The organism is Streptomyces sp. NPDC005803 (genome assembly GCF_040630435.1).
GTDB lineage: Bacteria > Actinomycetota > Actinomycetes > Streptomycetales > Streptomycetaceae > Streptomyces.
In genome coordinates, this window is sequence record NZ_JBEXXO010000044.1 from 21,233 (window position 1) to 41,214 (window position 19,982).

The 19,982-nt window shown below is 68.3% G+C and carries 17 protein-coding genes and 4 pseudogenes; 12 read left to right on the top strand and 9 right to left on the bottom strand.

What is annotated here, in order from left to right; translation table 11 throughout:
- Positions 1–3 precede the first annotated feature (3 nt).
- Positions 4–664, bottom strand: a pseudogene (locus ABZ454_RS36780) (HAD family phosphatase).
- Positions 665–1,233: 569 nt separating this feature from the next.
- On the opposite strand from ABZ454_RS36780, the gene ABZ454_RS36785 reads away from it, so the two are divergent.
- Together ABZ454_RS36785 and ABZ454_RS36790 are read left to right on the top strand one after the other, a co-directional pair.
- Positions 1,234–1,869, top strand: coding sequence for a ScbR family autoregulator-binding transcription factor (locus ABZ454_RS36785; protein WP_359543845.1), 636 nt, complete (start codon positions 1,234–1,236; stop codon positions 1,867–1,869).
- A gap of 401 nt (positions 1,870–2,270) precedes the next feature.
- Positions 2,271–2,438, top strand: a pseudogene (locus tag ABZ454_RS36790) (IS5/IS1182 family transposase); the annotation flags it as partial.
- Here the strand turns inward: ABZ454_RS36790 and ABZ454_RS36795 are convergent.
- Positions 2,404–2,820 carry a hypothetical protein gene (locus tag ABZ454_RS36795; protein ID WP_359543846.1) on the bottom strand — a complete coding sequence of 139 codons (417 nt, stop codon included), beginning with the start codon at positions 2,818–2,820 and terminating at the stop codon, positions 2,404–2,406. The pseudogene ABZ454_RS36790 and the gene ABZ454_RS36795 sit on opposite strands and share 35 nt — an antisense overlap.
- A gap of 7 nt (positions 2,821–2,827) precedes the next feature.
- Here ABZ454_RS36795 and ABZ454_RS36800 point away from each other — a divergent pair.
- Together ABZ454_RS36800 and ABZ454_RS36805 are read left to right on the top strand one after the other, a co-directional pair.
- Positions 2,828–3,342: pseudogene (locus tag ABZ454_RS36800) on the top strand (IS5 family transposase); the annotation flags it as partial.
- 44 nt (positions 3,343–3,386) lie between these two features.
- Positions 3,387–4,019: a HAMP domain-containing sensor histidine kinase gene (locus ABZ454_RS36805; protein WP_359543861.1), complete on the top strand. Its 633-nt coding sequence runs from the start codon at positions 3,387–3,389 to the stop codon at positions 4,017–4,019.
- On the opposite strand, the gene ABZ454_RS36810 is transcribed toward ABZ454_RS36805, so the two are convergent.
- Complete coding sequence (locus tag ABZ454_RS36810) at positions 4,000–4,818, bottom strand: hypothetical protein (protein ID WP_359543847.1); 819 nt, start codon at positions 4,816–4,818, stop codon at positions 4,000–4,002. The two genes, ABZ454_RS36805 and ABZ454_RS36810, sit on opposite strands and share 20 nt — an antisense overlap.
- Before the next feature lie 105 nt (positions 4,819–4,923).
- On the opposite strand from ABZ454_RS36810, the pseudogene ABZ454_RS36815 reads away from it, so the two are divergent.
- A pseudogene (locus ABZ454_RS36815) lies at positions 4,924–5,984 on the top strand (sodium-dependent transporter).
- On the opposite strand, the gene ABZ454_RS36820 reads toward ABZ454_RS36815, so the two are convergent.
- Positions 5,950–6,180: a hypothetical protein gene (locus ABZ454_RS36820; RefSeq protein WP_359543848.1), complete on the bottom strand. Its 231-nt coding sequence runs from the start codon at positions 6,178–6,180 to the stop codon at positions 5,950–5,952. The pseudogene ABZ454_RS36815 and the gene ABZ454_RS36820 overlap by 35 nt on opposite strands.
- Positions 6,181–6,204: 24 nt before the next feature.
- On the opposite strand from ABZ454_RS36820, the gene ABZ454_RS36825 reads away from it, so the two are divergent.
- A complete protein-coding gene (locus tag ABZ454_RS36825) occupies positions 6,205–6,552 on the top strand; it encodes a hypothetical protein (RefSeq protein ID WP_359543849.1) in 348 nt (115 codons plus the stop codon).
- Here ABZ454_RS36825 and ABZ454_RS36830 read toward each other — a convergent pair.
- Positions 6,534–7,241 carry a HAMP domain-containing protein gene (locus ABZ454_RS36830; protein WP_359543850.1) on the bottom strand — a complete coding sequence of 236 codons (708 nt, stop codon included), beginning with the start codon at positions 7,239–7,241 and terminating at the stop codon, positions 6,534–6,536. The genes ABZ454_RS36825 and ABZ454_RS36830 overlap by 19 nt on opposite strands.
- A gap of 159 nt (positions 7,242–7,400) precedes the next feature.
- Between ABZ454_RS36830 and ABZ454_RS36835 the strand changes: the two genes are divergently transcribed.
- The 5 genes from ABZ454_RS36835 (at position 7,401) to ABZ454_RS36855 (ending at position 12,942) form a co-directional block, all read left to right on the top strand.
- A complete protein-coding gene (locus ABZ454_RS36835) occupies positions 7,401–8,000 on the top strand; it encodes a hypothetical protein (RefSeq protein ID WP_359543851.1) in 600 nt (199 codons plus the stop codon).
- Positions 8,000–8,698, top strand: a complete 699-nt coding sequence (locus ABZ454_RS36840; RefSeq protein ID WP_359543852.1) for an ABC transporter ATP-binding protein — start codon at positions 8,000–8,002, stop codon at positions 8,696–8,698. The genes ABZ454_RS36835 and ABZ454_RS36840 overlap by 1 nt, the downstream gene beginning before the upstream one ends.
- A complete protein-coding gene (locus ABZ454_RS36845) occupies positions 8,695–9,408 on the top strand; it encodes an ATP-binding cassette domain-containing protein (RefSeq protein ID WP_359543853.1) in 714 nt (237 codons plus the stop codon). The genes ABZ454_RS36840 and ABZ454_RS36845 overlap by 4 nt, the downstream gene beginning before the upstream one ends.
- Positions 9,405–12,062: an FtsX-like permease family protein gene (locus ABZ454_RS36850; protein WP_359543854.1), complete on the top strand. Its 2,658-nt coding sequence runs from the start codon at positions 9,405–9,407 to the stop codon at positions 12,060–12,062. Before ABZ454_RS36845 ends, ABZ454_RS36850 begins: the two co-directional genes overlap by 4 nt.
- Positions 12,063–12,186: 124 nt before the next feature.
- Positions 12,187–12,942 (top strand): response regulator transcription factor, encoded by a 756-nt coding sequence (locus tag ABZ454_RS36855; RefSeq protein WP_359543855.1) that lies wholly within the window; start codon positions 12,187–12,189, stop codon positions 12,940–12,942.
- A gap of 194 nt (positions 12,943–13,136) precedes the next feature.
- Here ABZ454_RS36855 and ABZ454_RS36860 read toward each other — a convergent pair whose 3' ends face one another.
- Positions 13,137–14,591, bottom strand: a complete 1,455-nt coding sequence (locus tag ABZ454_RS36860; RefSeq protein WP_359543856.1) for a DUF6056 family protein — start codon at positions 14,589–14,591, stop codon at positions 13,137–13,139.
- A 279-nt stretch (positions 14,592–14,870) separates the two neighbouring features.
- Between ABZ454_RS36860 and ABZ454_RS36865 the strand changes: the two genes are divergently transcribed.
- Complete coding sequence (locus ABZ454_RS36865; protein ID WP_359543857.1) at positions 14,871–16,256, top strand: ricin-type beta-trefoil lectin domain protein; 1,386 nt, start codon at positions 14,871–14,873, stop codon at positions 16,254–16,256.
- Here ABZ454_RS36865 and ABZ454_RS36870 read toward each other — a convergent pair.
- From ABZ454_RS36870 to ABZ454_RS36880, 3 genes are all read right to left on the bottom strand, one after another.
- Positions 16,221–16,667, bottom strand: a complete 447-nt coding sequence (locus ABZ454_RS36870; protein WP_359543858.1) for a hypothetical protein — start codon at positions 16,665–16,667, stop codon at positions 16,221–16,223. The two genes, ABZ454_RS36865 and ABZ454_RS36870, sit on opposite strands and share 36 nt — an antisense overlap.
- 66 nt (positions 16,668–16,733) lie before the next feature.
- Positions 16,734–18,170 carry a glycosyltransferase gene (locus ABZ454_RS36875; protein WP_359543862.1) on the bottom strand — a complete coding sequence of 479 codons (1,437 nt, stop codon included), beginning with the start codon at positions 18,168–18,170 and terminating at the stop codon, positions 16,734–16,736.
- 618 nt (positions 18,171–18,788) lie between these two features.
- Positions 18,789–19,883: a hypothetical protein gene (locus ABZ454_RS36880; protein WP_359543859.1), complete on the bottom strand. Its 1,095-nt coding sequence runs from the start codon at positions 19,881–19,883 to the stop codon at positions 18,789–18,791.
- Between the last annotated feature and the right edge of the window lie 99 nt (positions 19,884–19,982).

Here is a 19,982-nt window from a genome sequence, read left to right on the forward strand (position 1 = left end):
GCTCTACTCCCCGATTCGGCTGCGGGCCCAGCCCACCAGCTCTCGGTCGGCGAGGCTCTCGATCCACAGGTCGGCCCGCTCCGCCTCGGGACCCGGCGGGCAGGGCCCGAGGCCGATGACGCGGAGGCCCGCCCGGCGGGCGGATTCCATGCCCGTGAGAGAGTCCTCCACGGCCAGAGCCTTCTCGGGCGGTACGCCGCACAGACGGACGGCCACGCTGTACAGATCGGGCTCCGGCTTCGGCCGGACTCCCTCGCAGGCGACAACGACGTGGCTGAAGGAGGCAAGGAGTCCGGCCCGTTCAAGACACGTTTCCACTGTCTCCCGAGGACAGTTGCTCGCCACCGCGAGGGGGAGGTGCCGAGCGGCCAGCCGGACCAGTGCGGCAGCGCCCGGCATGGTGACCGGATCCTCGTCGACCAGCGCCGGCTGCCAGGTCCTCCGCGAGGTCCGGCTTCCCGGTCTCCTCGGCCATGAGCGCGCCGCACTCGGTGTAGTGCACGCCTTTGGCACGGTCGGCGAATCCGGCAGGCGGCTTGAGACCGAAGACCCCGAAGGTGACGTTCCTGGCCTCCTGCCAATGTCGTTCCGTGTCCATCAGGGTCCCGTCGCAGTCGAAGACGATGGCTGACGGGGACCAGGCAAGGATGTTACGAGCTGTCATGTAACTGCCCTTCTCGAACTCGATGACTGCGCTAACCGTTTCGGTGCACGGTCCACGGGTGACAAGAGAGATGCCGGGGGTGTGGATGAGAAATGTGCGGCAGTGAGAGAACCGCGCAACCCGCCACAGCCGCGGCGACCGCGGGCACTTTGCTGCGCGCGTCATGGCGGACGTGAATCGTCACTTTCGGCGTGAGCCAAAAACATCGTAGCCATTACGTTATTTTGCTCTCTCCGCGTTCCGCAATCACCAATTCGAGTGCATGGAAATGCCCCCAGCCCCCATCTCACGGGGCACAGGAACAGGCCAGAGGCAGAGGCCGCCGCGCCCGCGGTGCCGTCGACGGGCCTGGTGAGAGCTGCTTCCGGCAGCCCGCCATGTCGCGCGGGGCGTAGCCGGGACACTCACGCGAAACGTTTCCCCTGGCCGGGCGACAGATTGCGGGAACACGCCTCTACCCAGACCGAAGAATAATAAGATCTTCGCGCGATGCGACTGAGCCCCCCGTGGAGGGGGTGGCATTATCTCGCCGCGCGGCGATAGAACATTCGAGCGAAGGTGGAACGTAAATGCAGGACAGGGCCCGAGAAACCCGCAAAGCATTGCTGGAATCAGCCGCACACCTATTTTCCGAACGGGGATATGCGGGCACAAGTGTCAATGACATAAGCGATCACTCTGGAAAAACCAGCGGCGCGATCTACTTTCATTACTCGAGCAAGGAGAAGCTGGCCCTGGCGGTGGCCCGGGAACAGTTCGCCACCTGGCCGCAGCTCGCCGCCCCCTACGCCGCGCCCGGAATCCCCCCGCTGGAGAAGCTGGTCGTCCTCAGCCTCAGTGTCGCGCGCGCTCTCAGCGAGGACACCGTGGCGCGCGCCGGCGCCCGGCTGTGGGCGGAGCGCCGGGGCATCGAGGCGGCCGTGCCCACACCGTTCGGTGCTTGGGCCCAGGCTGTCACCCGGCTTCTCGCCCAGGCCCGCAGCCGGGGTGAGCTCGCGGCCGACGTAAAGCCGTCGGCCGCGGCTGTGACGCTCGTGTGCGCGTTCTTCGGGCTCTGCACGCTGACCGACGACCTGCCGGGCGGGCGGCCCCGAGGGGAGCAGCTCGACCAGTGGTGGCTGCTGACGCTCAAGTCCCTACAGGCGAAACCAGACCCGGCCGGTCTGCTCGCCCGTGCCCGGGTACGGATCCCCGTACAGCCGTAGGACAGGACGCCGGGCAAGGCCGGACCGGGCTCTTGGCCGAGGCCGCTGAGCGCGGGACGGCCAGTTGCGCGACTTCAAGCGTTACTGTTTCGGCCGACGGGCTGGGTGGGCACGACGGCCTTCCAGGTTGCGTTGGCCCCCAAGTCGCCGATGCGGCAGACCTGCACACCCACTACGGTAGCGACGACGAACCAGAGCTCCACGACCGTGATCCGCAAGGGCGTACCGGGCTTTCCGCTCCCACCAATCTGGCCATTCGCGCCCGCGGCGGAAGAGGCCGCCCCCGCCGGTAGGCCCACCACAGCGCCGTGGCCACGACGGACAGCCCGCAGCCCATTGGAGGAGTTGGGCTCCCTTTTCCGTGTGCCCTTCCTGGGGCGCGCTCTCCTTCACGTGTTCCGGTCAACGGCACCCTCGCGCTGCACTGGCGCCTCGCCCGTGACTACGACCACCGGCCCGACAACGCGGCTTCTCGCGTCTACTGGGCCTCCACCGCCGGCATGCTCCGCCGCCTCACCACCCCTACCCCTACCCCTACCTGGCGGGACAACGTGGAGCTGGCCGCGTGAACATCAGCGAACTGCTGCGGCTGCTGCGGCTGCTGCAGACCGAACACGAGGAGTCCGCAGCCGCGCCGACGACCTGCGCGAGCAGATCGAGCGGCTCACCACCGCCCTCGCCGAGACTGCAGCCCGTCTGGCCGAGCTCGCCGCCGCCCGCAAGGTCATCGCCGAGCAGACCGGACAGCTCCGGGACCATATCGCCGAACTCACCGCCCGCCTCGACGAATTCGACACCGAGAGCGAGAATCTGCAGATCACCCGCAAGACCCTCCACAACATCCCCGCACCCGCCCCGGCACAGGCACCGGTCGACGAGCCACCCCGCACCCAGATACCCCAGCACCCGGCCTACCGGGAGTGTCTTCAAAGGTTGCTGATGAGCAATCATGTCGGGCATGGTGCGTCGACATGAGCTCTCGGATGCTGAGTGGGAGATGCTGTCCGGTCTCCTGCCGAAAGCGGTGACGGGACGGCCGCGGCAGGATGACCGGCTGGTTCTGAACGGGATCGTCTGGAAGCTCCGGACCGGTTCGGCTTGGCGGGACGTGCCTGAGCGGTATGGGTCCTGGCAGACGCTGTACACACGTTTTCGCAGGTGGGCCCTGGATGGCACCTTCACGCGGATGCTGCGGGCAGTGCAGACACAGAAGGAGGCGAGCGGGGACATCGACTGGCTGGTGTCGGTCGACTCCACGATCGCGCGAGCACACCAGCACGCCGCCGGCGCCCGAAAAAGGGGGCGGACGGAGAGGACGAATTACACGATCACGCCCTCGGACGATCCCGTGATGGACTGACCACGAAAGTTCATCTCGCCTGCGACGGCAAAGGCCGGCCCCTCGGATTCGTCGTTACTGGCGGCAATGTCAACGACTGCACCCGCTTCGAGCAGGTCATGGACGCCATCCGCCACTGCTGGACCGTATCCGGGCGGGGCTGTGTCACGAACAGCAGCTGTTCAGGGAGCTGTCCCACGAACTGCGCAACCCGCTCGCCCGCATCATCGCCGAACTCGACTGGTGGCGCAGCTGGCCCCGCTCCGCCGGCGAGACGGAACTCGCCTGCGCGGCGATCGCCGACGCCGCACAGGCGATGCGGACGATCTGCGACACCCTGCTCGACGACGCCCGTGGCGCCGCCACTGCCCTGCCCGGCACCGCCGAGATACGGCCCGCCCTGCTCCGCCTCGTCGACCGTTGCTCCGCTCCTCAGAAGATCGAGGTCGTGGTTGCGGTTGCGGTCCAGGGCCTGACGGCCGGCGTGCCGGCCGCCTTGCTCGAACGTACGGTGGGCCCGCTGCTGGACAACGCGCTGCGCTACGCCCACTCCAGAGTGCGGGTCATGGCCCATGGAGAGGAGGGGAGCGTTCTCATCGAAGTGACCGCGGACGTTCCGGGCGTACCCCAGTCCTTCACCCCGGATCTTTTCCGTCCGGGACGGCGTGCCGAGCCCGCCGACGGCCACCTCGGAGCGGACCTGGGACTGCCGCTCGCGCAACGCCTCGCCCGCTCCGCCGACGGAGATGTGCGTCACGACGAACAGCACAGCCCCGGAGCCCGGTTCGTCGTCACGCTGCCGGCCGGCTGACCTGCTCCCGCTCCGTCACGTCGCGCCGCGACACGGCCAGGAACACCACCAGCGCGAGGATCACGGCCAGGAACAGCACACTCGTGATCACCGTGCCCAGAGCCAGACCGCCTTCGTCTGCCGGCTGCGACAGGTAGTCGCCGACCGACGCGCCCAACGGCCGGGTGAGGACGTAGACCGTCCAGAAGCTCAGCACCGCGCCCAGCCCCATGGCATAGCGCGCCAGGGCGACTGCCGCGATCACCAGGCCGAAGAGCAGCGCCGCGATCCAGTAGCCCAGGGACAGTTGCTCCGCCAACAAGTCACCGACGGCTGTGCCCAGAGCGAAGGTGAGCAGCACGGCCACCCAGTAGCAAGCCTCGCGGCGCACCGAGTCGACGCGGCGGATGGACAGAGTCCCCTCGGTCGTGAACCAGATGAGGAACGCGGCCGCCAGCGCCACCGCGAACACGGCGGTCGTGGTCTGCAGCGGCACACCCAGGTTGTCTGTGAGGTTGTCGGTGATCAGCGTGCCCACGATGCTGACCAGCACGACGACGAGCCAGTAGATCCCGGGCCGGTAGGCATTGGTGCGCAATTGTGCGATGAGGGCCATGACCAGGAGGGCGCTCATCACCAGCGAGGTGCCGGTCAGTCCCATGCCCAGCTGGCCGTTGAGGTAGTCCGCCGCTGTCTCGCCCACCGTGGTGCACAGCACCTTGATCACCCAGAAGTAGGCGGTGATCTCGGGGACCTTGTTCCAGCGCACCCGGGCCGTGCCGCTGTCGGAGGCAGGGGGTTGCTGCGTCTCAGATGTCATGCAGCCAGACGTTGCCAGTCCCAACCTGAACACATCCTGAGCACGTGCACCCCCGGCGCACTCATTTATCCCGGCGGGTCCGTCTGCGGCGATAGCGTCCCCGCCATGCTGACAGCGACAGAGCCTGTGCATCCGGCGTCCTGGCCCCTGCAATTCCTGCGTAGACGGCTCGGCTGGGCCTCCTGCACGGCCTACGCCGCCGCAGCGGTTTTCCCCGCGCCGGGCCTGTGGCTTCGCCGCACCCACGGCCTCCCCGTGGGAACGGGCCTGAGCGTCGGCCTCAACACCACTCAGATCCTGCTCGCCGCCGTCCTCTTCACCGCCGGTCTGCGCTCCTGCCCGCACGACCTGACCCGGATACTGCGCCGCCCGGGCATTCTGCTGGCCGGTCTCGCGCTCCACCTGACAGCCCCGCTGCTGATCATCCCGGGCCTTTCGCTCGCGCTGCGCTGTTCACCCGACTCCGACGGCGGCAGCGGCATGACTGCCGCAATGATCCTGACCGTAGCAATGCCGGTGGCCGCCGGAGCCACCGTGTGGAGCGACGGGGGACGGGGGACGAGGCGACGATGCTGGGCCTTGTCCTCGTCTCCACCCTCATCAGCCCGCTTACCGTCCCCGCCACCGTCGGCACCCTGGCCCCTCTGCTCAGCGCGGACTACGCACACACCCTGGCCGTTGCCGTACAGAACGTGGGAAACGGCTTCGCCCTGACCGGGGTACTGCTGCCCTGCGCCGCCGGCATCGTCTGCCGCCTCCTCCTGCCGGGCCCCGTGTCGCGGGCCGTGCTCCCCACCGCTGCCCTCGGCGTGTTGCTCGCCTCCCTCGCCCTCACCTATGTCAACGCCAGCGGTGCCATCGGCCAGTTCCTCACCCACCCCCGCCCTCTGCTGCTCGTGGCGGGTGCGGGCACCGCTTCGGCGGTCTGTGGTCTGTCCTTCGCCTGGGGCCGCCTCGCGGTCCGCATCCTGCGGCTGGAGGCCCGCGCCGGTACGTCCGTGACCCTGGCCTGCGGTATGAGCAACAGCAGCGCCGGCGCCGTCCTCATCAGCACCGCGATGCCCGACCGGCCGCAGATCCTGCTCCCCGTTCTCGCCTACAGCCTTCTGCAGAAGCTCTTGGCCAACCGTTTCACGCGTGCCCGGACTGCGGGAGCAGCAGCGTGAACCGGGTTGGCGCGGTCCCGCTCAGGGCGATACGGGCCCCGGCGACCCCGGCCAGCTCCCGTGCCAGGGCGAGGCCGATGCCCGAGCCGGGGCCCGTGGTCGCGCCGCGAGCGAAGACTGCGGCAGCCTCGAGCGGGGGGTTGCCCTCGTCGGCGACGTCCAGGGCAAGCGCAGAACCAAGGTCGCGCAGGCTCACCGTGACGGTTCCGCTGCCGTGCCGGTGGGCGTTGTCGAGCAGGATGTCAAGAATCTGGTCGGTTGTGCGTCCGGGGACGGGCAGGGCGGCCGCCGCCGGGTCGAAGACGAGGGTGAGGCGGCGGCCGTCGTTGGCGAGTGGTCCATGCCAGCGCCGCTCGGCGCGCTGCAGGACTTCACCGGCAGGCCGGAAGGAGGCACCTGCGCCGTTGACCGGTTCGGCTTGGGCGAGCTGGAGTACCTCGTCGATGGTGTTGTCCAGGTGCCGCGTGTGATCGAGGGCTTCTTCGACGGCGGCTCGCAGGTCTGTACCGGGAGTGGTCAGGGCTGCGTCCAGTCCCAGTTGCAGCCCGGTCAGGGGGTGCGTAGCTGATGGGAGGCGTTGGCGGTGAAGTCGCGCTCGTGCTGAAGGAGCTGGGTCAGCTGGTGGACCATCAGATTGTGTGCGGTGGCTACTTGGTCGATCTCGGGGATGGCGCAGGACGCTGCTCGGGCGCTCAGGTCGCCGGCGGCGATGGCCTGGGAGGTGTGGGAGAGGGCTTCCAGAGGGGCGGTGAGGGCGCGGGCCTGCCGTCGGGCGACGAGGATGGCGACGCCTAGTGCGATCAGGGCCGTGGCCAGTAGGGCAGCCCAGGCCGCCAGGGTCCGGTTCCACACGCTGCGCGTGGTGACGGCTGCACGGACCACGCCGATGACGCGCTCGTCTTGAGAGACAGGAACGGCAGAGACGAGTTCGTTGTCGGCGCTCTGCTGTACCACGGTGCCGGCAAGCGCACGGCGGGTTGCGGGATCGGCCGTGCCCGGGCCGGTTCCGGCACGCAGGCGAAGCGTCGTGTCGTAGAGGCCGATCTGTCCCTCAGATCGCCCCGGGGGCAGTTCGACGGGGTCGCCGGCGGTGAAGTCGGGGCTCACGCGGATCGCGGTCGCCATGGCGTCACGCTCCAGTTCACCGCGTTCGTCGGCGAAGAAGGAGGTCCGGATCACTACGGCGAGCGGAATGGCCAGCAGGACAAGGGCCACCGAGGCGGCCACCAGGGCTACACGGACCACGCGCTGTCTCATGCGCTCATCATGAGGGCGTTGGGCCTTGTGGAGGCGTCCGGAGGATCTCGGAAGTGTGCTTTTGCCGTCGTCTAACCCTGCTCGGACCCGGCGTTAACCGGTTCTTGCCTAGGGTCGCCGGTATGGCCGTCCGGCTCACACGTGAAGGGCACCACGCTCATGCGACGCACACTCGTTCTTTCCCTTGCCGCCCTTATCCTGACCGGCGGGTTGGTGACGGGATGCGGCAGCGACAGCAGCTCCGCGCCGTCCAGCGTAAGCACGACCATCAAGGCGGCCCCGACGGAGTCCAATCCTGCCGGGGATATCCCCGATAATCAGGCGTATGTCGCCTACCAACCCGCCGGGGGCGGATTTACTGTCAAGGTGCCGGAGGGCTGGGCCCGCACTATCAAGGGCAGCACGGTCATTTTCACGGACAAGCTGAACCGGATTGAGATCACCTCCGGGAAAGCCGCCACCAAGCCCACGCCCCAGTCGGTCAAGTCCGACGTGGTGCCGGTTCTGCAGCGGCAGGTCCCCAAGTTCCAGATGGGGAAGATCACCGTCGTCTCTCGTCCCGCCGGGCAGGCCGTCCTGCTCACTTACCAGGGGGACAGCACCCCGGATCCGGTGACCGGCAAGGCCGCGCACGACGCCTTCGAGCGGTATTCCTTCTTCAAGGCCGGCCGGCAGGTCGACCTGACGCTGTCCGGGCCGGTGGGCGCCGACAACGTGGACCCCTGGCGCATCGTCACCGACTCTTTCCAGTGGCAGTAATGACCGCCTCCGGCACACACACCCAGCGCCCCACGGACGCGGAGGCGCTGACGGCGCGGGACCTGTACCGGTTCTACCGGGCGGGCGAGGAGGAAACTCTGGCGCTGCGCGGCGTCGCCCTTGAGGTGCGGCGTGGGGAGAGCGTCGCGGTCATCGGACCGTCCGGGTCGGGTAAATCCACCTTGCTGGCCTGCCTGGCCGGGCTGGACGAACCCGACGGCGGCACCGTCCACGTCGCCGGGGAGCGGATCAGCCACCGGCCGGAGGCAGAGCGGGCCCGGATCCGAGCTCACCGGATCGGCGTCTTGCTGCAGACCGGGAACCTCATCGCCCACCTCGACATCGCCGCCAACATCCGCCTCGCGCGCACCGCTGCGCCCCGCGCAAGCACGCAGTCCGTCGCACAGCTGCTGGAGCAGGTCGGGCTCGGGCACCGGGCCCGCGCCCTGCCCCAGGAGCTGGCCGGTGGGGAACTCGCCCGCGCGGGGTTGGCCGTCGCGCTGGCGAACGACCCGGACATCCTCCTCGCGGATGAGCCGACCGGGGAACTGGACGGCACGACCGAGCAGCGCATCCTGGCCATGCTCCGCGATCGTGCACAGGCAGGCGGCGGGGTGCTGCTCGTCACCCACAGCCCCGAAGCCGTCAGGATCGCCGACCGGGTCATTACTTTGCGTGACGGACGGATCGGGTCATGACCGCGCCCCCGGAGGTGCTCGTCCGCTGTCAGGGTGCCGCCCGCACCTACGGCCGGGGGCTTGCCGCGGTCGTCGCGGTGCACGGTGCGACCTGCCAGGTCGGCGTGGGTGACCGGATTGCGATCACCGGGCCCTCCGGCTCGGGCAAGTCCACCCTGCTGCATCTGATGGCAGCTCTCGAAAAGCCCACCGCCGGCGAGGTGACCTGGCCCGGTCTGACGGAAGGTCCCGTGGCGGGGCAGGTAGGTGTCGTCTTCCAGGGGCCCAGCCTGATCCCGGCGCTGGATGTGGCGGAAAACGCCGCACTGCCCCTGGTTTTGGCCGGCATCCCGCAGGAGCAAGCCCGGCGCCGGGCTCTGGAATCCCTGACCCTGGTCGCAGCTGACGGTCTATCCAGGAAGCTGCCCGAGGAACTGTCCGGGGGCCAGGCCCAGCGCGTGGCTATCGCCCGCGTGCTGGCCCTGCGGCCGCGCCTGGTCCTGGCGGACGAACCCACCGGGCAACTGGACCGCGCCACGGGCCAGCACATCATCGACGTGCTCCTGGCAACCGCCGACGAGATCGGCGCCGCCTTGGTGGTCACCACCCACGACCCCACCGTCGCCCAGCGCCTGAAGGAACGCTGGGCTATGCACGAGGGCCGTCTGCACCCCGCGACCGAGCCACCCGGGCCGCCGGCGGAAGCAGCATCCCAGGGAGACCCGTCGTGATCATCACCTGGATTAACGGACTGCTCCGCCGGCGCACCGGGCGGCTGATCGCCACCGCGTTCGGCATCTCCCTCGCTGTCGCCCTCGTCGCGTCCCTGGGCTCGTTTCTGACCGCGTCGAAGGCCACCATGACCGCCCGCGCCGTAAGCTCTGTGTCGGTGGACTGGCAGGTCCAGATTCAGCCCGGCGCCGACGCCGGTACGGTCCAGAACACGGTAGAAGCCGCGCCCGGTGTCCAGAGCGCCCAGAGCGTCGGGTTCGCCCGCAGCACCGGCTTCCAGGCCACCAGCGCGGGCAGCACCCAGAGCACCGGCCCCGGTGTCATCCTGGGCCTGCCCGACACCTACCGGACGACCTTCCCTAGAGAGATCCGTCAGCTGACCGGTGCCACCTCAGGAGTCCTGCTCGCCCAGCAGACCGCGGCGAACCTGCACGTCGCCGCCGGTGACAAAGTCACTGTCTCTCTGCCAGGCACGAAGCCGGCGAAGGTAAAGGTGGCCGGAGTGGTCGACCTGCCGCAGGCCGACTCGCTGTTCCAAAAAGTCGGCGCCCCGCCCCAGTCCCAGCCGGCAGCACCGCCGGACAACGTCATCCTGCTGCCTGCGGCCATGTTCAACACGCTGACCGCGCCGGTCAAGAAACTCGACCCGGCCGCCGTCACCACCCAGATCCACATCGCCCGCAACGCCCCCCTGCCCGCCGACCCTGCGGCCGCCTACACCTCCGTCACCGCCGAGGCACGCAACCTGGAGGCCCGCACCTCCGGCGGGGCGGTCGTCGGCGACAACCTCGGCGCCGCACTGGACGCCGCCCGCAAGGACGCCCTGTACGCGCAGATCCTGTTCCTGTTCCTGGGCGTACCCGGCGCAGTCCTCGCCGCCCTGCTCACCGCAGCTGTGGCCGGCGCGGGCGCCGACCGGCGGCGCCGTGAGCAGGCCCTGTTGCGCACCCGCGGGCTGCGGCCCCGCCAGGTCGCCACCACGGCCAGCGCGGAAGCGGGCGTGGTCGGTGTAGCCGGCGGCCTGCTCGGAGTAGGCATCGCCGCCCTCGCCGGGCGAGCCGCGTTCGGCACAGCCTCGTTCGGCGCGAGCACCAGCTCAGCAGCGGTCTGGTTCGCCCTCGCCCTGATCCTGGGACTGGCCGTGGCCGCCGCAGCAGTACTGGTACCCGCGCTGCGTGACCTGCGCACCGGCACCGTCTCTGCTGCCCGCAAGGTCGTCGGCCGCGCCCGCTCCCCCTGGTGGATGCGCTTCGGCTTGGACTTCATCCTGCTGGCCGCATCCCTCCTGGTATTCCGGGCCTCCAGCGGCAACCAGTACGCCCTCGTGCTGGCTCCGGAGGGCGTGGCGAGTATCTCGGTGTCGTACTGGGCCTTCCTCGGCCCGGCCCTGCTCTGGATCGGGGCCGCCCTGCTGCTGTGGCGCCTGGCCATCGTGGTCCTGGCCCACGGACGCAGGCCACTGGCCCGTCTTGCCCGCCCTCTGACCGGGACACTCGCCGGCACAACGGCAGCGAGCATGTCCCGCCAGCGCCGTCCGCTGGCCCGCGCGATCGTGCTCCTTGCGCTTGCCCTCTCCTTCGCCGCCTCCACCGCCACCTTCAACGCCACCTACAGGCAGCAGGCCGAGGTCGACGCGAAGCTGAGCAACGGTGCCGACGTCACCGTCACCCAGTCCCCGGGCGTCAGCGTCGGCCCCGGCGCCGGGACGGCCCTGAAGGTGGCCGGCGTGCGACATGTCGAACCCCTCCAGCACCGCTTCGCCTACGTCGGCGCCGACCTGCAGGACCTGTACGGGGTCCAGCCGTCCACCATCACCTCCGCCACCTCGCTGCAGGACGCCTACTTCGCCGGCGGCACCGCCAAGAGCCTCATGAACAAGCTCGCAGTCCGACCCGAGTCCCTCCTCGTCAGCGAAGAGACCGTCAAGGACTTCCAGCTCACCCTGGGCGACACGGTGAACCTGCGCCTGCAGGACACCCGGACCCAGGCATTGCGCACCGTGCCCTTCCACTACGCGGGCATCGTCAAGGAATTCCCCACGGCGCCCAAGGACAGCTTCTTCGTCGCCAACGCCAGCTACATCGCCAAGACAACCGGCAGCAACGCGGTGGGGGCGTTCCTCGTCGACACCGGCGGCACCCATCAAAAGAGCGTCGCCAACCAACTGCGCCAACAGGTGGGAACCTCAGCGACCGTCACCGATGTCACCCAGACCCGCTCCACGGTCGGCTCCAGCCTCACCTCGGTCGACCTGGCCGGACTCACCCGCATCGAGCTAGGCTTCGCCGTTCTGCTGGCCGCCGCCTCCGGCGGCATCGTCCTGGCCCTGGGCCTGGCCGAACGCCGACGTACCTTCGCCATCGCCACTGTCCTGGGAGCCACCCGGCGTCAGCTGCGCGGACTGGTCCTCAGCGAGGCGGCAGTCATGACAGCAGGCGGCCTACTCGGCGGCGCTCTCATCGGCTGGGCCCTGTCCCAGATGCTGATCAAGGTGCTCACCGGCGTGTTCGACCCCCCTCCCTCAGTAATCGCCGTTCCCTGGGCCTACCTCGCCCTCACCCTCGGGGCCGCTATCGTCGCGATCGCCGCTGCGGCTATGAATGCCGCCCGCGGCTCCTCCCGACCACCCGTCGAGGAATTGCGCGAACTGTGAAAGCCAGTGCAGCGGCCGGGTCGGGCGTGGCTGTCCGCCGGAGACGCCCGACCCGGTCTCTCCCGTCCCCAACCAGGCGTGCCGCCCGCCCCCACCGCCGGCAGCAGCCCCTACGCTTCGGAACATGCGAGTGCCCGCAACCTTAGAGGGAACCCACATCCTGATCGTCGAGGACGACGACACCATCGGACGGCACCTGGATGCCGGACTGCGCGGCCACGGCTACCACACGACCTGGTGCCGTACGGGCATGAACGCACTGGCCGAAGCCCGTGCCACCGCCCAGAATGTTGTGCTGCTCGACCTCGGCCTCCCCGATGTCGACGGCATCGACATCGCACGCACCCTGCGCGCTGAATTTCCCGACCTGCTCATCGTCATCCTCACCGCCCGCAGCGACGAGATCGACGTCATCGCGGGCCTCGACGCCGGAGCCGATGACTATCTCGTCAAGCCGTTCACCCTGACCGTGCTGCTGGCCCGGCTCCGTGCCCACCTACGCCGCCGCCCACCCAACGCAACGCGCGAGGATGGGGCAATTCACGTAGGCGACCTGACCGTTGACACCTCAGCGCGTCGCTGCACGCTGGCCGCCGACGAGGTCGCGCTGCGACCCAAGGAATTCGAGCTTCTCGCCGTACTCGCCCGCCACGCGGGCGCCGCCGTCTCCCGCGAAGACCTGATGGCACAAGTCTGGGACGAGAACTGGTTCGGGCCCACCAAAACCCTCGACGTCACCCTGGCCTCGCTGCGCCGCAGACTGGGCGAGGCCGCCGACGCCGCGCCCCGGCCCCTGAACCTGCCGGCGATCACCACGTTGCGTGGCCACGGATACCGGCTCGAGACGGTCACGCCCGGGCAGGCAGCCCCGGACAGGTGACGGACGTTCGGGGCGCAGTTCAGCTGGTCACTCCACAACGCAAAGATCTCGAAGTGCAGCGAAACCGCACGACACCGAGCTCGGGAACCTGCGGCAACACCCCTGGAGCTCCCGACCCAATGGGAGCCACAACGGGCGGCCCACCGACCGCGTCGCGCCAGAGACGCCGCCTCACGGCCCCAGAGACCGTCCGGTCAGGGAAGCACGGGTGAGTAGTCCACGCGCTTCACGTCGTAGTAACGGGCCACGCACGTCGTCACCCAGCTTCGCTTCCCGTTACCGAACGGCTCGGTCATCACCGCGATCGGAGTCGGCGTGTAAAGGACGACCCTCGCCCCCTGCGCCACCTGGGCGTGGATCCACGCGTCCTGCCGCTCCCAGTCGTGCGCCCGCACGCGCATCTGGTTCCCCAGGTGGACCAGGGAGGGTGTCAGGCCGATACATGTGACGGCGCACATCACGACGGCGGCCCAGCCCATGACGGCACGGTGAGCAGAAATGCCTTGGAGGGACTGTCCAAGAAGCATCCCGAGGCCGGTCAGCAGGACGATGTACAGGAACAGGAAGTCGTTCCACAGCCGGGTGGAGGCGACCACGCCTGCATGGAAGACCGGGTAGGCAACTAGCGTGGCGAGATAGCCGCTGATGAGGAATGTGACGACGCCGGCGCACACCAGCAGGACCGGGTGCCGCGGTGGGTTCGGAGGGGCGCCGGCGGGGCCCCTCATCACGAGGCCGAGCAGGATTCCGGCTGCGATCGCGCCCAGGTACTGCCATGTGGAGAGTGTGTCGATCATGATGTGCGCGAAGGCGCGCGCGGCCCCGGACAGCGAATCCGAGGAGATCAGCGAGGTGCCCTCACCGGCGCCGAAGCGAGCTCGTCGCTGTCGCGAGCCTGGCGACGTGAACAGGATCAGCGCGCCGGCGAGTGTTCCGGCCAGGCCCACGGCGAACCACACGCGCAGTCGGCGGCGCACCGGATCGTCGGGAGTCCGGATGGTCAGGGCGAGACAGGCGAGCAGGACCACCAGCACGACGACCGTGGTCTGCTCCGACATCGTGCCGATGCAGAGTCCGATCACCAGGCCGACGGTCAGGGCGAAAACCCTGCCCCGTCGTGACCGGGCGAGAAGGAATGGAATCACCGCACCGCAGGCGAGGACCGGGGGCAGGGTGTGCGAGACGGACGCGGCGGGCCAGTAGAGGGTCTTGTACGTGTTGGGCGATCCCAGCAGGAAAAGCACCGTCACCATGGACGCCACAAGAAGAGGGACCCCGCGCGGAACGGTCATGGCTGCCCTGCGCAGGGCCAACGCCATGACAACCCACAGAATTCCCCCTACGAACACGGTGCTGAGGGGAGCGAACCATTGGTGCCCCGCTACGCCGAATCTCCCGTAGAGCCAGACCAGCACACCGTTCATGACCCGGCCGTTGTCGTGAACGTAGAACCTGCTGGCCATGCCGGGAAGCCCGTGTTCGCGGATGACTGGCAGGAAGCACCATTCATCGCCGCTCGGCCGCACCCAGCGAGCGTATGACGCGGCCAGTCCCAGGAGGCCAAGCGGGAGGATACACAGTACGTATGCCCACGCCGCGGTCCGGGAGCCGGGGGCCTTTGAGCGGGCCGGTTGCTCTGCTTCTCTCACTACCCCATCCATCCTCGGTCGGTCACCGGCGTTCCGATGTCCTCGGCAGCACGTGATGCCTTCGCGTCCGCTCTACCTCAAAAGTTCGGATCGAGTACTTCGCACACGCTCAGCTCAGTGTGCGCAGCAACGCGAACGGCACACTTACCACGCAGGCGGGTGACGGCCCGGCCCGGCGCTTGATCGATAGGCGAACCGGTATGGATCATCGAACACGTGGCGGTGCGTATGCTCGCTGTGGACTGCCGGTGGGCAAAGCGGCGGAGGACCGGAATGCGCGTGCCACGTGCGAAGAGCGTCTGGAGCGGTTCGGGTCTGTTGCGCTGGGGCGCACCATCCCTGGCGGCGAGCCTTCTGCTCCTTCCGCTGCTCTACCGCCCGGCCGGGGTGTCCCATGACCGCGCCTCAGCGTTGCTCGACGGCCCGGAGCGCCGGGGCAGCGCCCGCGTCTGTGAGGGCACGATGGTTGGCGTGGCACATGAAGACGACGATCTGCTGTTCATCAATCCGGAGATCCAGCAAGCTGTTGGCCCCCGGTGCGCGTTCAGCACGGTTTACTTGACCGCCGGGGATGCCGGCCGCCGGTATGACGGGGGCGATTACGTCCAGAGCAGGGAAGAAGGCGTACGAGCCGCGTACGCAGAAATGGCAGGTGTCCCGGACCGTTGGACGAGGAGTGACCTCCATGTGAGCGGCCGCACCATCGCCTCCTACACACTGAAAGGGAAGACCGGCGTACGGCTCTCCTTCCTCCGGCTCCCCGACGGCACCCCGGACGGCAGTGGGACCGCGACGTACTCCCACCAGAGCCTGCTGAAGCTCTTCCGCGGCAAAATCCGCTCCATGCAGCCCGTGGACGGCACGCGGGGCTACACGGAGCAGCAACTCATCGACACACTCACTGCTCTCGCCGAACAGGACGGCATCAAGCGGATCCTCACCCTGGACTACGACAACGCGGTCTTCGGACACACGTATACGCAGGGCGCCGACCACAGTGACCATGGAGTGGCCGGCCGGTACTTCCGACGCGTCGCGTTTCGCTTGCCGGGCAATATCACGACGGAGGCCCGGGGTTACCTCGGTTACGACATGTCCCGTCTTCCCGAAAACCTCAGCCCGATCCGGGGCCGGCAGAAGGACGCGATCTTCCAGTCCTATCGCAGGGGCGCGGGCTGCGAATCCAGACCGTGCCCGGCCGGGCACTACATGAGCGGGAAGTACCAGCAATGGGTGCGCCGCGAGTACTCTCTCAAGCCGCCGGTGGCGCAGCCCGGCGAGATCGTGTCGGCGATGGGGCCGGCGAATCATGCGGGGCGCCACGGACGCTGCCTGAGTTCGGCGGGGAGTTCGCCGGGCTCCCCCAAAGGAGTGGAGGTGAGCACCTCCGACTGCGACGGCAAATCCGACCAGTATTGGAGTATGCACGCCGGAACCATCGAATCAACGTCCGGTCGGCTCTGCCTGACCGCTGCCGTGCGACGGGCCACCATGTCCACGTGCACCCACAGCCCTCAGCAGAAGTGGCGGATGGACAGGTACGGGCGGATCGAATCCGGCGGGCGCTGTCTGTTCCAGGACGACTTGGCAGCCAGAAATGCGCGATTGGTCCTGCGCCCGTGTGCTCCTCTACGACCTGAGCTGACCTGGCACACCGCGGGATAGCTCTGTGGGCAGTGCGAGCCCGTTCGTCTGTCGGCTATACGTCGCGCTCACGGGCCGGCGGAATTCGAGTCCCACACGGGCCGGGGCGCCGAGCCGGGTCAGCCCGTCACGTACGTAGGTGACCCGTTTCAGGTGGTAGTAGTCGGCCACGCAGCCGGCGGGCCACAGCGTGCGGCCGTGATTGCCGAAGGGGTCGCGCATATGCCCCACTGACGCCGGTACGTACGACAGGACTTCGTCCCCCTGCCGTACCTGCTCGCGCAGGAGTCGGTCCTGGCAGTCCCCGTGGGCCGCCCGGTCGGTCCTGCCCTGCTCGAGGTCGGCCAGGGGAAGGGCGAGCCCCACGCAGGTCACCGCGCACAGCAGCGCCGCGGCAGCCGTCAGTGCAGCGGCGCAACCGGGCGGGGGCATCGGGCAGAGCTCCGCCCAGCAAGGGCGCCGATCCTGCGAGCAGCAGTGCGTACACGAAGAGGTAGTTCAGTCGCCGGTCCGTCCGGATCGGGTGCCGGCTGGCACCTGCTCGGGCTCCGGTGGCAGGGAGGCGGCTGCACCCGAGGTGATCGCCCACCGGGCGACCAGGAACGAGAACGGTGTGGCGAGAATCCCCGCAGCCAGTGCAGCAATGTTCTTTTCGATGCCGAGATGGCTCACCCCAATGTAGAGAAGGGCGCCGGAGAGTACGAGGTTGACGAGGCTCGACAGTGGATAGCGGAGAAGGGACCGCCATGTCGGCCTGATCCGCAGGGTGATGAAGGAGTTGAGCAGGAATGATCCGACAATGCTGACGCAGTATCCGATTACGTGCGAGGCCAGGTACGGGATCCAGTTGTTGAGTGTCGCGTATACCGCCAGATAGACAGCGGTATTGACGACACCGATCATCGCGAAGACGATAAACTGGCGCAGGGTGCGGGATCTCGTGGAGCCGGAGGCGGTCGAAGCGCCTCCACCGGCACGTATCGGCGGTTCCGGGGCGGGCGGTCCCGGGTGGTCACTCGATTCCCGGACCAGGTAGTGCGGCCGGTTCTTGGTCTCGCAGTAGATGCGCCCGACGTACTCACCGACGATCCCGAGCGTTACCAGCTGAATCCCGCCGAGTGCCACTACAGCCGTCAGCAGACTGGTGTATCCCGGAATCCCGACCCCGTGGCGTGCCACGCCCACGATGATCCACAGGGCGTATCCCATCGCGGCCAGAGCAAGCAGCAGGCCAGCGTAGATGGCGAGGCGCAGGGGGCGGTTGTTGAAGGAGATCAGCCCGTCGATGCCGTAGTTGAGTAGCCGTCTGCCGCCCCACTTGGAGCGCCCCGCCACGCGCTCGGCGTTGTGATAAGTGAAGCTGACGGTATCGAAGCCGATCCAGGAGAAGATGCCCTTGGAGAAGCGGTTCGACTCTGGGAGGGAGAGCACGCTGTCCACCGCGCGCCGTGACAGCAGCCGGAAGTCCCCTTCGCCGTCGACCACGGACACCTCCATGAAGTGGCCCATGGTGCGGTAATAGGAGCGGCTGACGAATGACCTCAGCAGCCCTTCACCCTCGCGGTCCCGGCGAGCGATGACTTGGTCGTAGCCGTGCCGGTGCAGCTCCAGTATGCGGGGCACGAGTTCGGGTGGGTGCTGGAGGTCGGCGTCCATGAGGACCACGCAATCGCCGCGGCACATCCGCAGCCCGGCAAGCATGGCGGCTTCTTTTCCGAAGTTGCGGCTGAACGCCGTGTAGCGAACCCGTTCGTCGGTGGACGCCAGGTAGGTCAGCTGGGTTCTGGTGAGGTCATCGCTACCATCATCCACATAGCAGACCTCGAAACTCTCCCCCGTCGGCTCGATGACATCGACCAGCGTCCGGTGAAACCTCCCGACGACCTGCTCCTCGTTATAACACGGCACGACGATCGATAGTTGACAGTTTCTCATCCGTTTCCCATCAGGAGCGAGCATGAGCGCAATCCACGCAACCCTATTCCTGCAGCCTCGCAAAGCAGCCGACCTACAGGAGATGGCGGCGAATCTCGGTTCGGAGTTCATTCCGGTCGAGTCGGCGCTTTGTGGCGGCCACGTAGGTAGTGGAAAATACCTGTCGGTTTCGTCATCACTGAGCCCTTACCGGCTACTTGCGCCGATGTCGGGTACAGGCCGGGGCCTCGTCTACGGGTCGTGGTCCCCAGGCGTCCTGTGACGGCACCAGCCCGGGGACCACGGCGGATGCCAGCACTGGGGGACGAGCCCGCGACATCTACGCCTACTCTGCCTCGCCTGGATGGGCACAGGAGGCATCGGTTCGCCGATCCTGCGTGTCTCACTCCCCTGGCCGTCCGAACTGCCGGTCCGCGTCAGCCTGATTGCGCGCCACCAGAATCGGACCTACCTGACGTGGCAGCCCTCCCGTCGTCGCGAGTCGAGGCCCTGCCCCCATACACCCCCGCACCTGAAGGGCACAGTGGAGGGACTGAACCGAGCCGGAGTCGATGTTCCTGGCCGCCCTGCCCGGCTACGTACGTACGGGTTCATCCAGTCCGGATGCGTGGCGTGTCTTCAGGCACAGCCACTCGTTCGCGGGAAGTGGTAGTCCGAGCCGAGGCGGTAGTCGCCGCGTTTGTGGACGGTGAGCTGGGTCCAGTCACCGGCGCGCTCGATGCATGCGCCCGGTGCGCTGAGCCAGGGAGAGTATGCGATCCGCACGGTGGCGGTGCCGGCCGAGGGCATCCGCACGATCAGCTCGGCGTCGTTGCCGCCCAGGTCGGTTGCGGGGGCGGATACCAGTGGTATGGCGTCCTGGACCCGGTAGATGGCCCACCCGTTGTCCCGCCATACGGGCTTGAGCCAGGCGGGCGGGTTCCTGACGAGGGCGGCCTCGGCGGTTGCGGGTCCGTCGGGTCGGCCGGCGGGCAGGACAACGAGGCCCACCGCCCAACGATTAAGCCAGGCACGGTACTTCTCGGCGGAGAAGGTTCCGTCGTAGAAGAGGCGGCCGCGCTCGACGTCTAGCTGACGGTTCCAGCCGCGTGCCATGTTGATGTGCGGGGCGAGGAGGTGCGCCTCGCGGTGGTCGCGGGCGGGAACGACTTCGACGCGGGTTCGGTCCGCGCGCAGCCGGTCGAGCGCGGTGAACACACCGTCGGTGTGGCAGGCCCAGGACTGCACGGAGGTCGAGGTCACCAAGTCGTCGTGGGTGTTGCTGACCACCCAACCGGTGCATGAGGCCAGGGCGGCCGCGAGCAGCAAGTGGGGCAACGCCTGGCGCGGCGCGCGGATCGGCTGGCGAGTCAGTAGTGCGGCAAGCAGGATCGGAGGTCCCGCGAAGCCTGCCAGCCGGTCGACGTTGGCCCCTATCGGCGAAGCGACCGAAAAGGCCACAACAACGCCCACGGCGTAGGCGGCCGCTGCGTACCGCACCAGCTGCCAGCCCCGCGGGGCAGCCCACCACAGTACCGCGCAGAGGGCCAGCGGCATCCACACCTTGTACAGGGGCATGGGCTGTTCGCCACGGAAGGGGAAGAGCAACATGACCGCACCGGCCAGCAGGAAAGGCGGAACGATCAGTGAGGCTGCCTTCATCCACTGCCGATCCAGCAGATACGCGGCGCCGGCAACCACGAGGAAGGCTCCGGCGACCGGACTCGCGAGCATGCTTAGAGGTCATCTCATTTGGGTGACTCGGTATTCTGTGAGTCATGGTGGGGATCGTTGAGCGTCTGGTGCCGGACGAGTTGTGGGAGTTGTTCCAGC

What these genes read in the sequence shown, in the direction of transcription:
- ABZ454_RS36785 (WP_359543845.1), top strand. Translation starts at nt 1,234, where the DNA reads ATGCAGGACAGGGCCCGAGAAACCCGCAAAGCATTGCTGGAATCAGCC.
- ABZ454_RS36795 (WP_359543846.1), bottom strand. Translation starts at nt 2,820, where the DNA reads ATGATTGCTCATCAGCAACCTTTGAAGACACTCCCGGTAGGCCGGGTG.
- ABZ454_RS36810 (WP_359543847.1), bottom strand. Translation starts at nt 4,818, where the DNA reads ATGACATCTGAGACGCAGCAACCCCCTGCCTCCGACAGCGGCACGGCC.
- ABZ454_RS36830 (WP_359543850.1), bottom strand. Translation starts at nt 7,241, where the DNA reads ATGAGACAGCGCGTGGTCCGTGTAGCCCTGGTGGCCGCCTCGGTGGCC.
- ABZ454_RS36835 (WP_359543851.1), top strand. Translation starts at nt 7,401, where the DNA reads ATGCGACGCACACTCGTTCTTTCCCTTGCCGCCCTTATCCTGACCGGC.
- ABZ454_RS36840 (WP_359543852.1), top strand. Translation starts at nt 8,000, where the DNA reads ATGACCGCCTCCGGCACACACACCCAGCGCCCCACGGACGCGGAGGCG.
- ABZ454_RS36845 (WP_359543853.1), top strand. Translation starts at nt 8,695, where the DNA reads ATGACCGCGCCCCCGGAGGTGCTCGTCCGCTGTCAGGGTGCCGCCCGC.
- ABZ454_RS36855 (WP_359543855.1), top strand. Translation starts at nt 12,187, where the DNA reads ATGCGAGTGCCCGCAACCTTAGAGGGAACCCACATCCTGATCGTCGAG.
- ABZ454_RS36870 (WP_359543858.1), bottom strand. Translation starts at nt 16,667, where the DNA reads ATGCCCCCGCCCGGTTGCGCCGCTGCACTGACGGCTGCCGCGGCGCTG.
- ABZ454_RS36875 (WP_359543862.1), bottom strand. Translation starts at nt 18,170, where the DNA reads ATGAGAAACTGTCAACTATCGATCGTCGTGCCGTGTTATAACGAGGAG.
- ABZ454_RS36880 (WP_359543859.1), bottom strand. Translation starts at nt 19,883, where the DNA reads ATGCTCGCGAGTCCGGTCGCCGGAGCCTTCCTCGTGGTTGCCGGCGCC.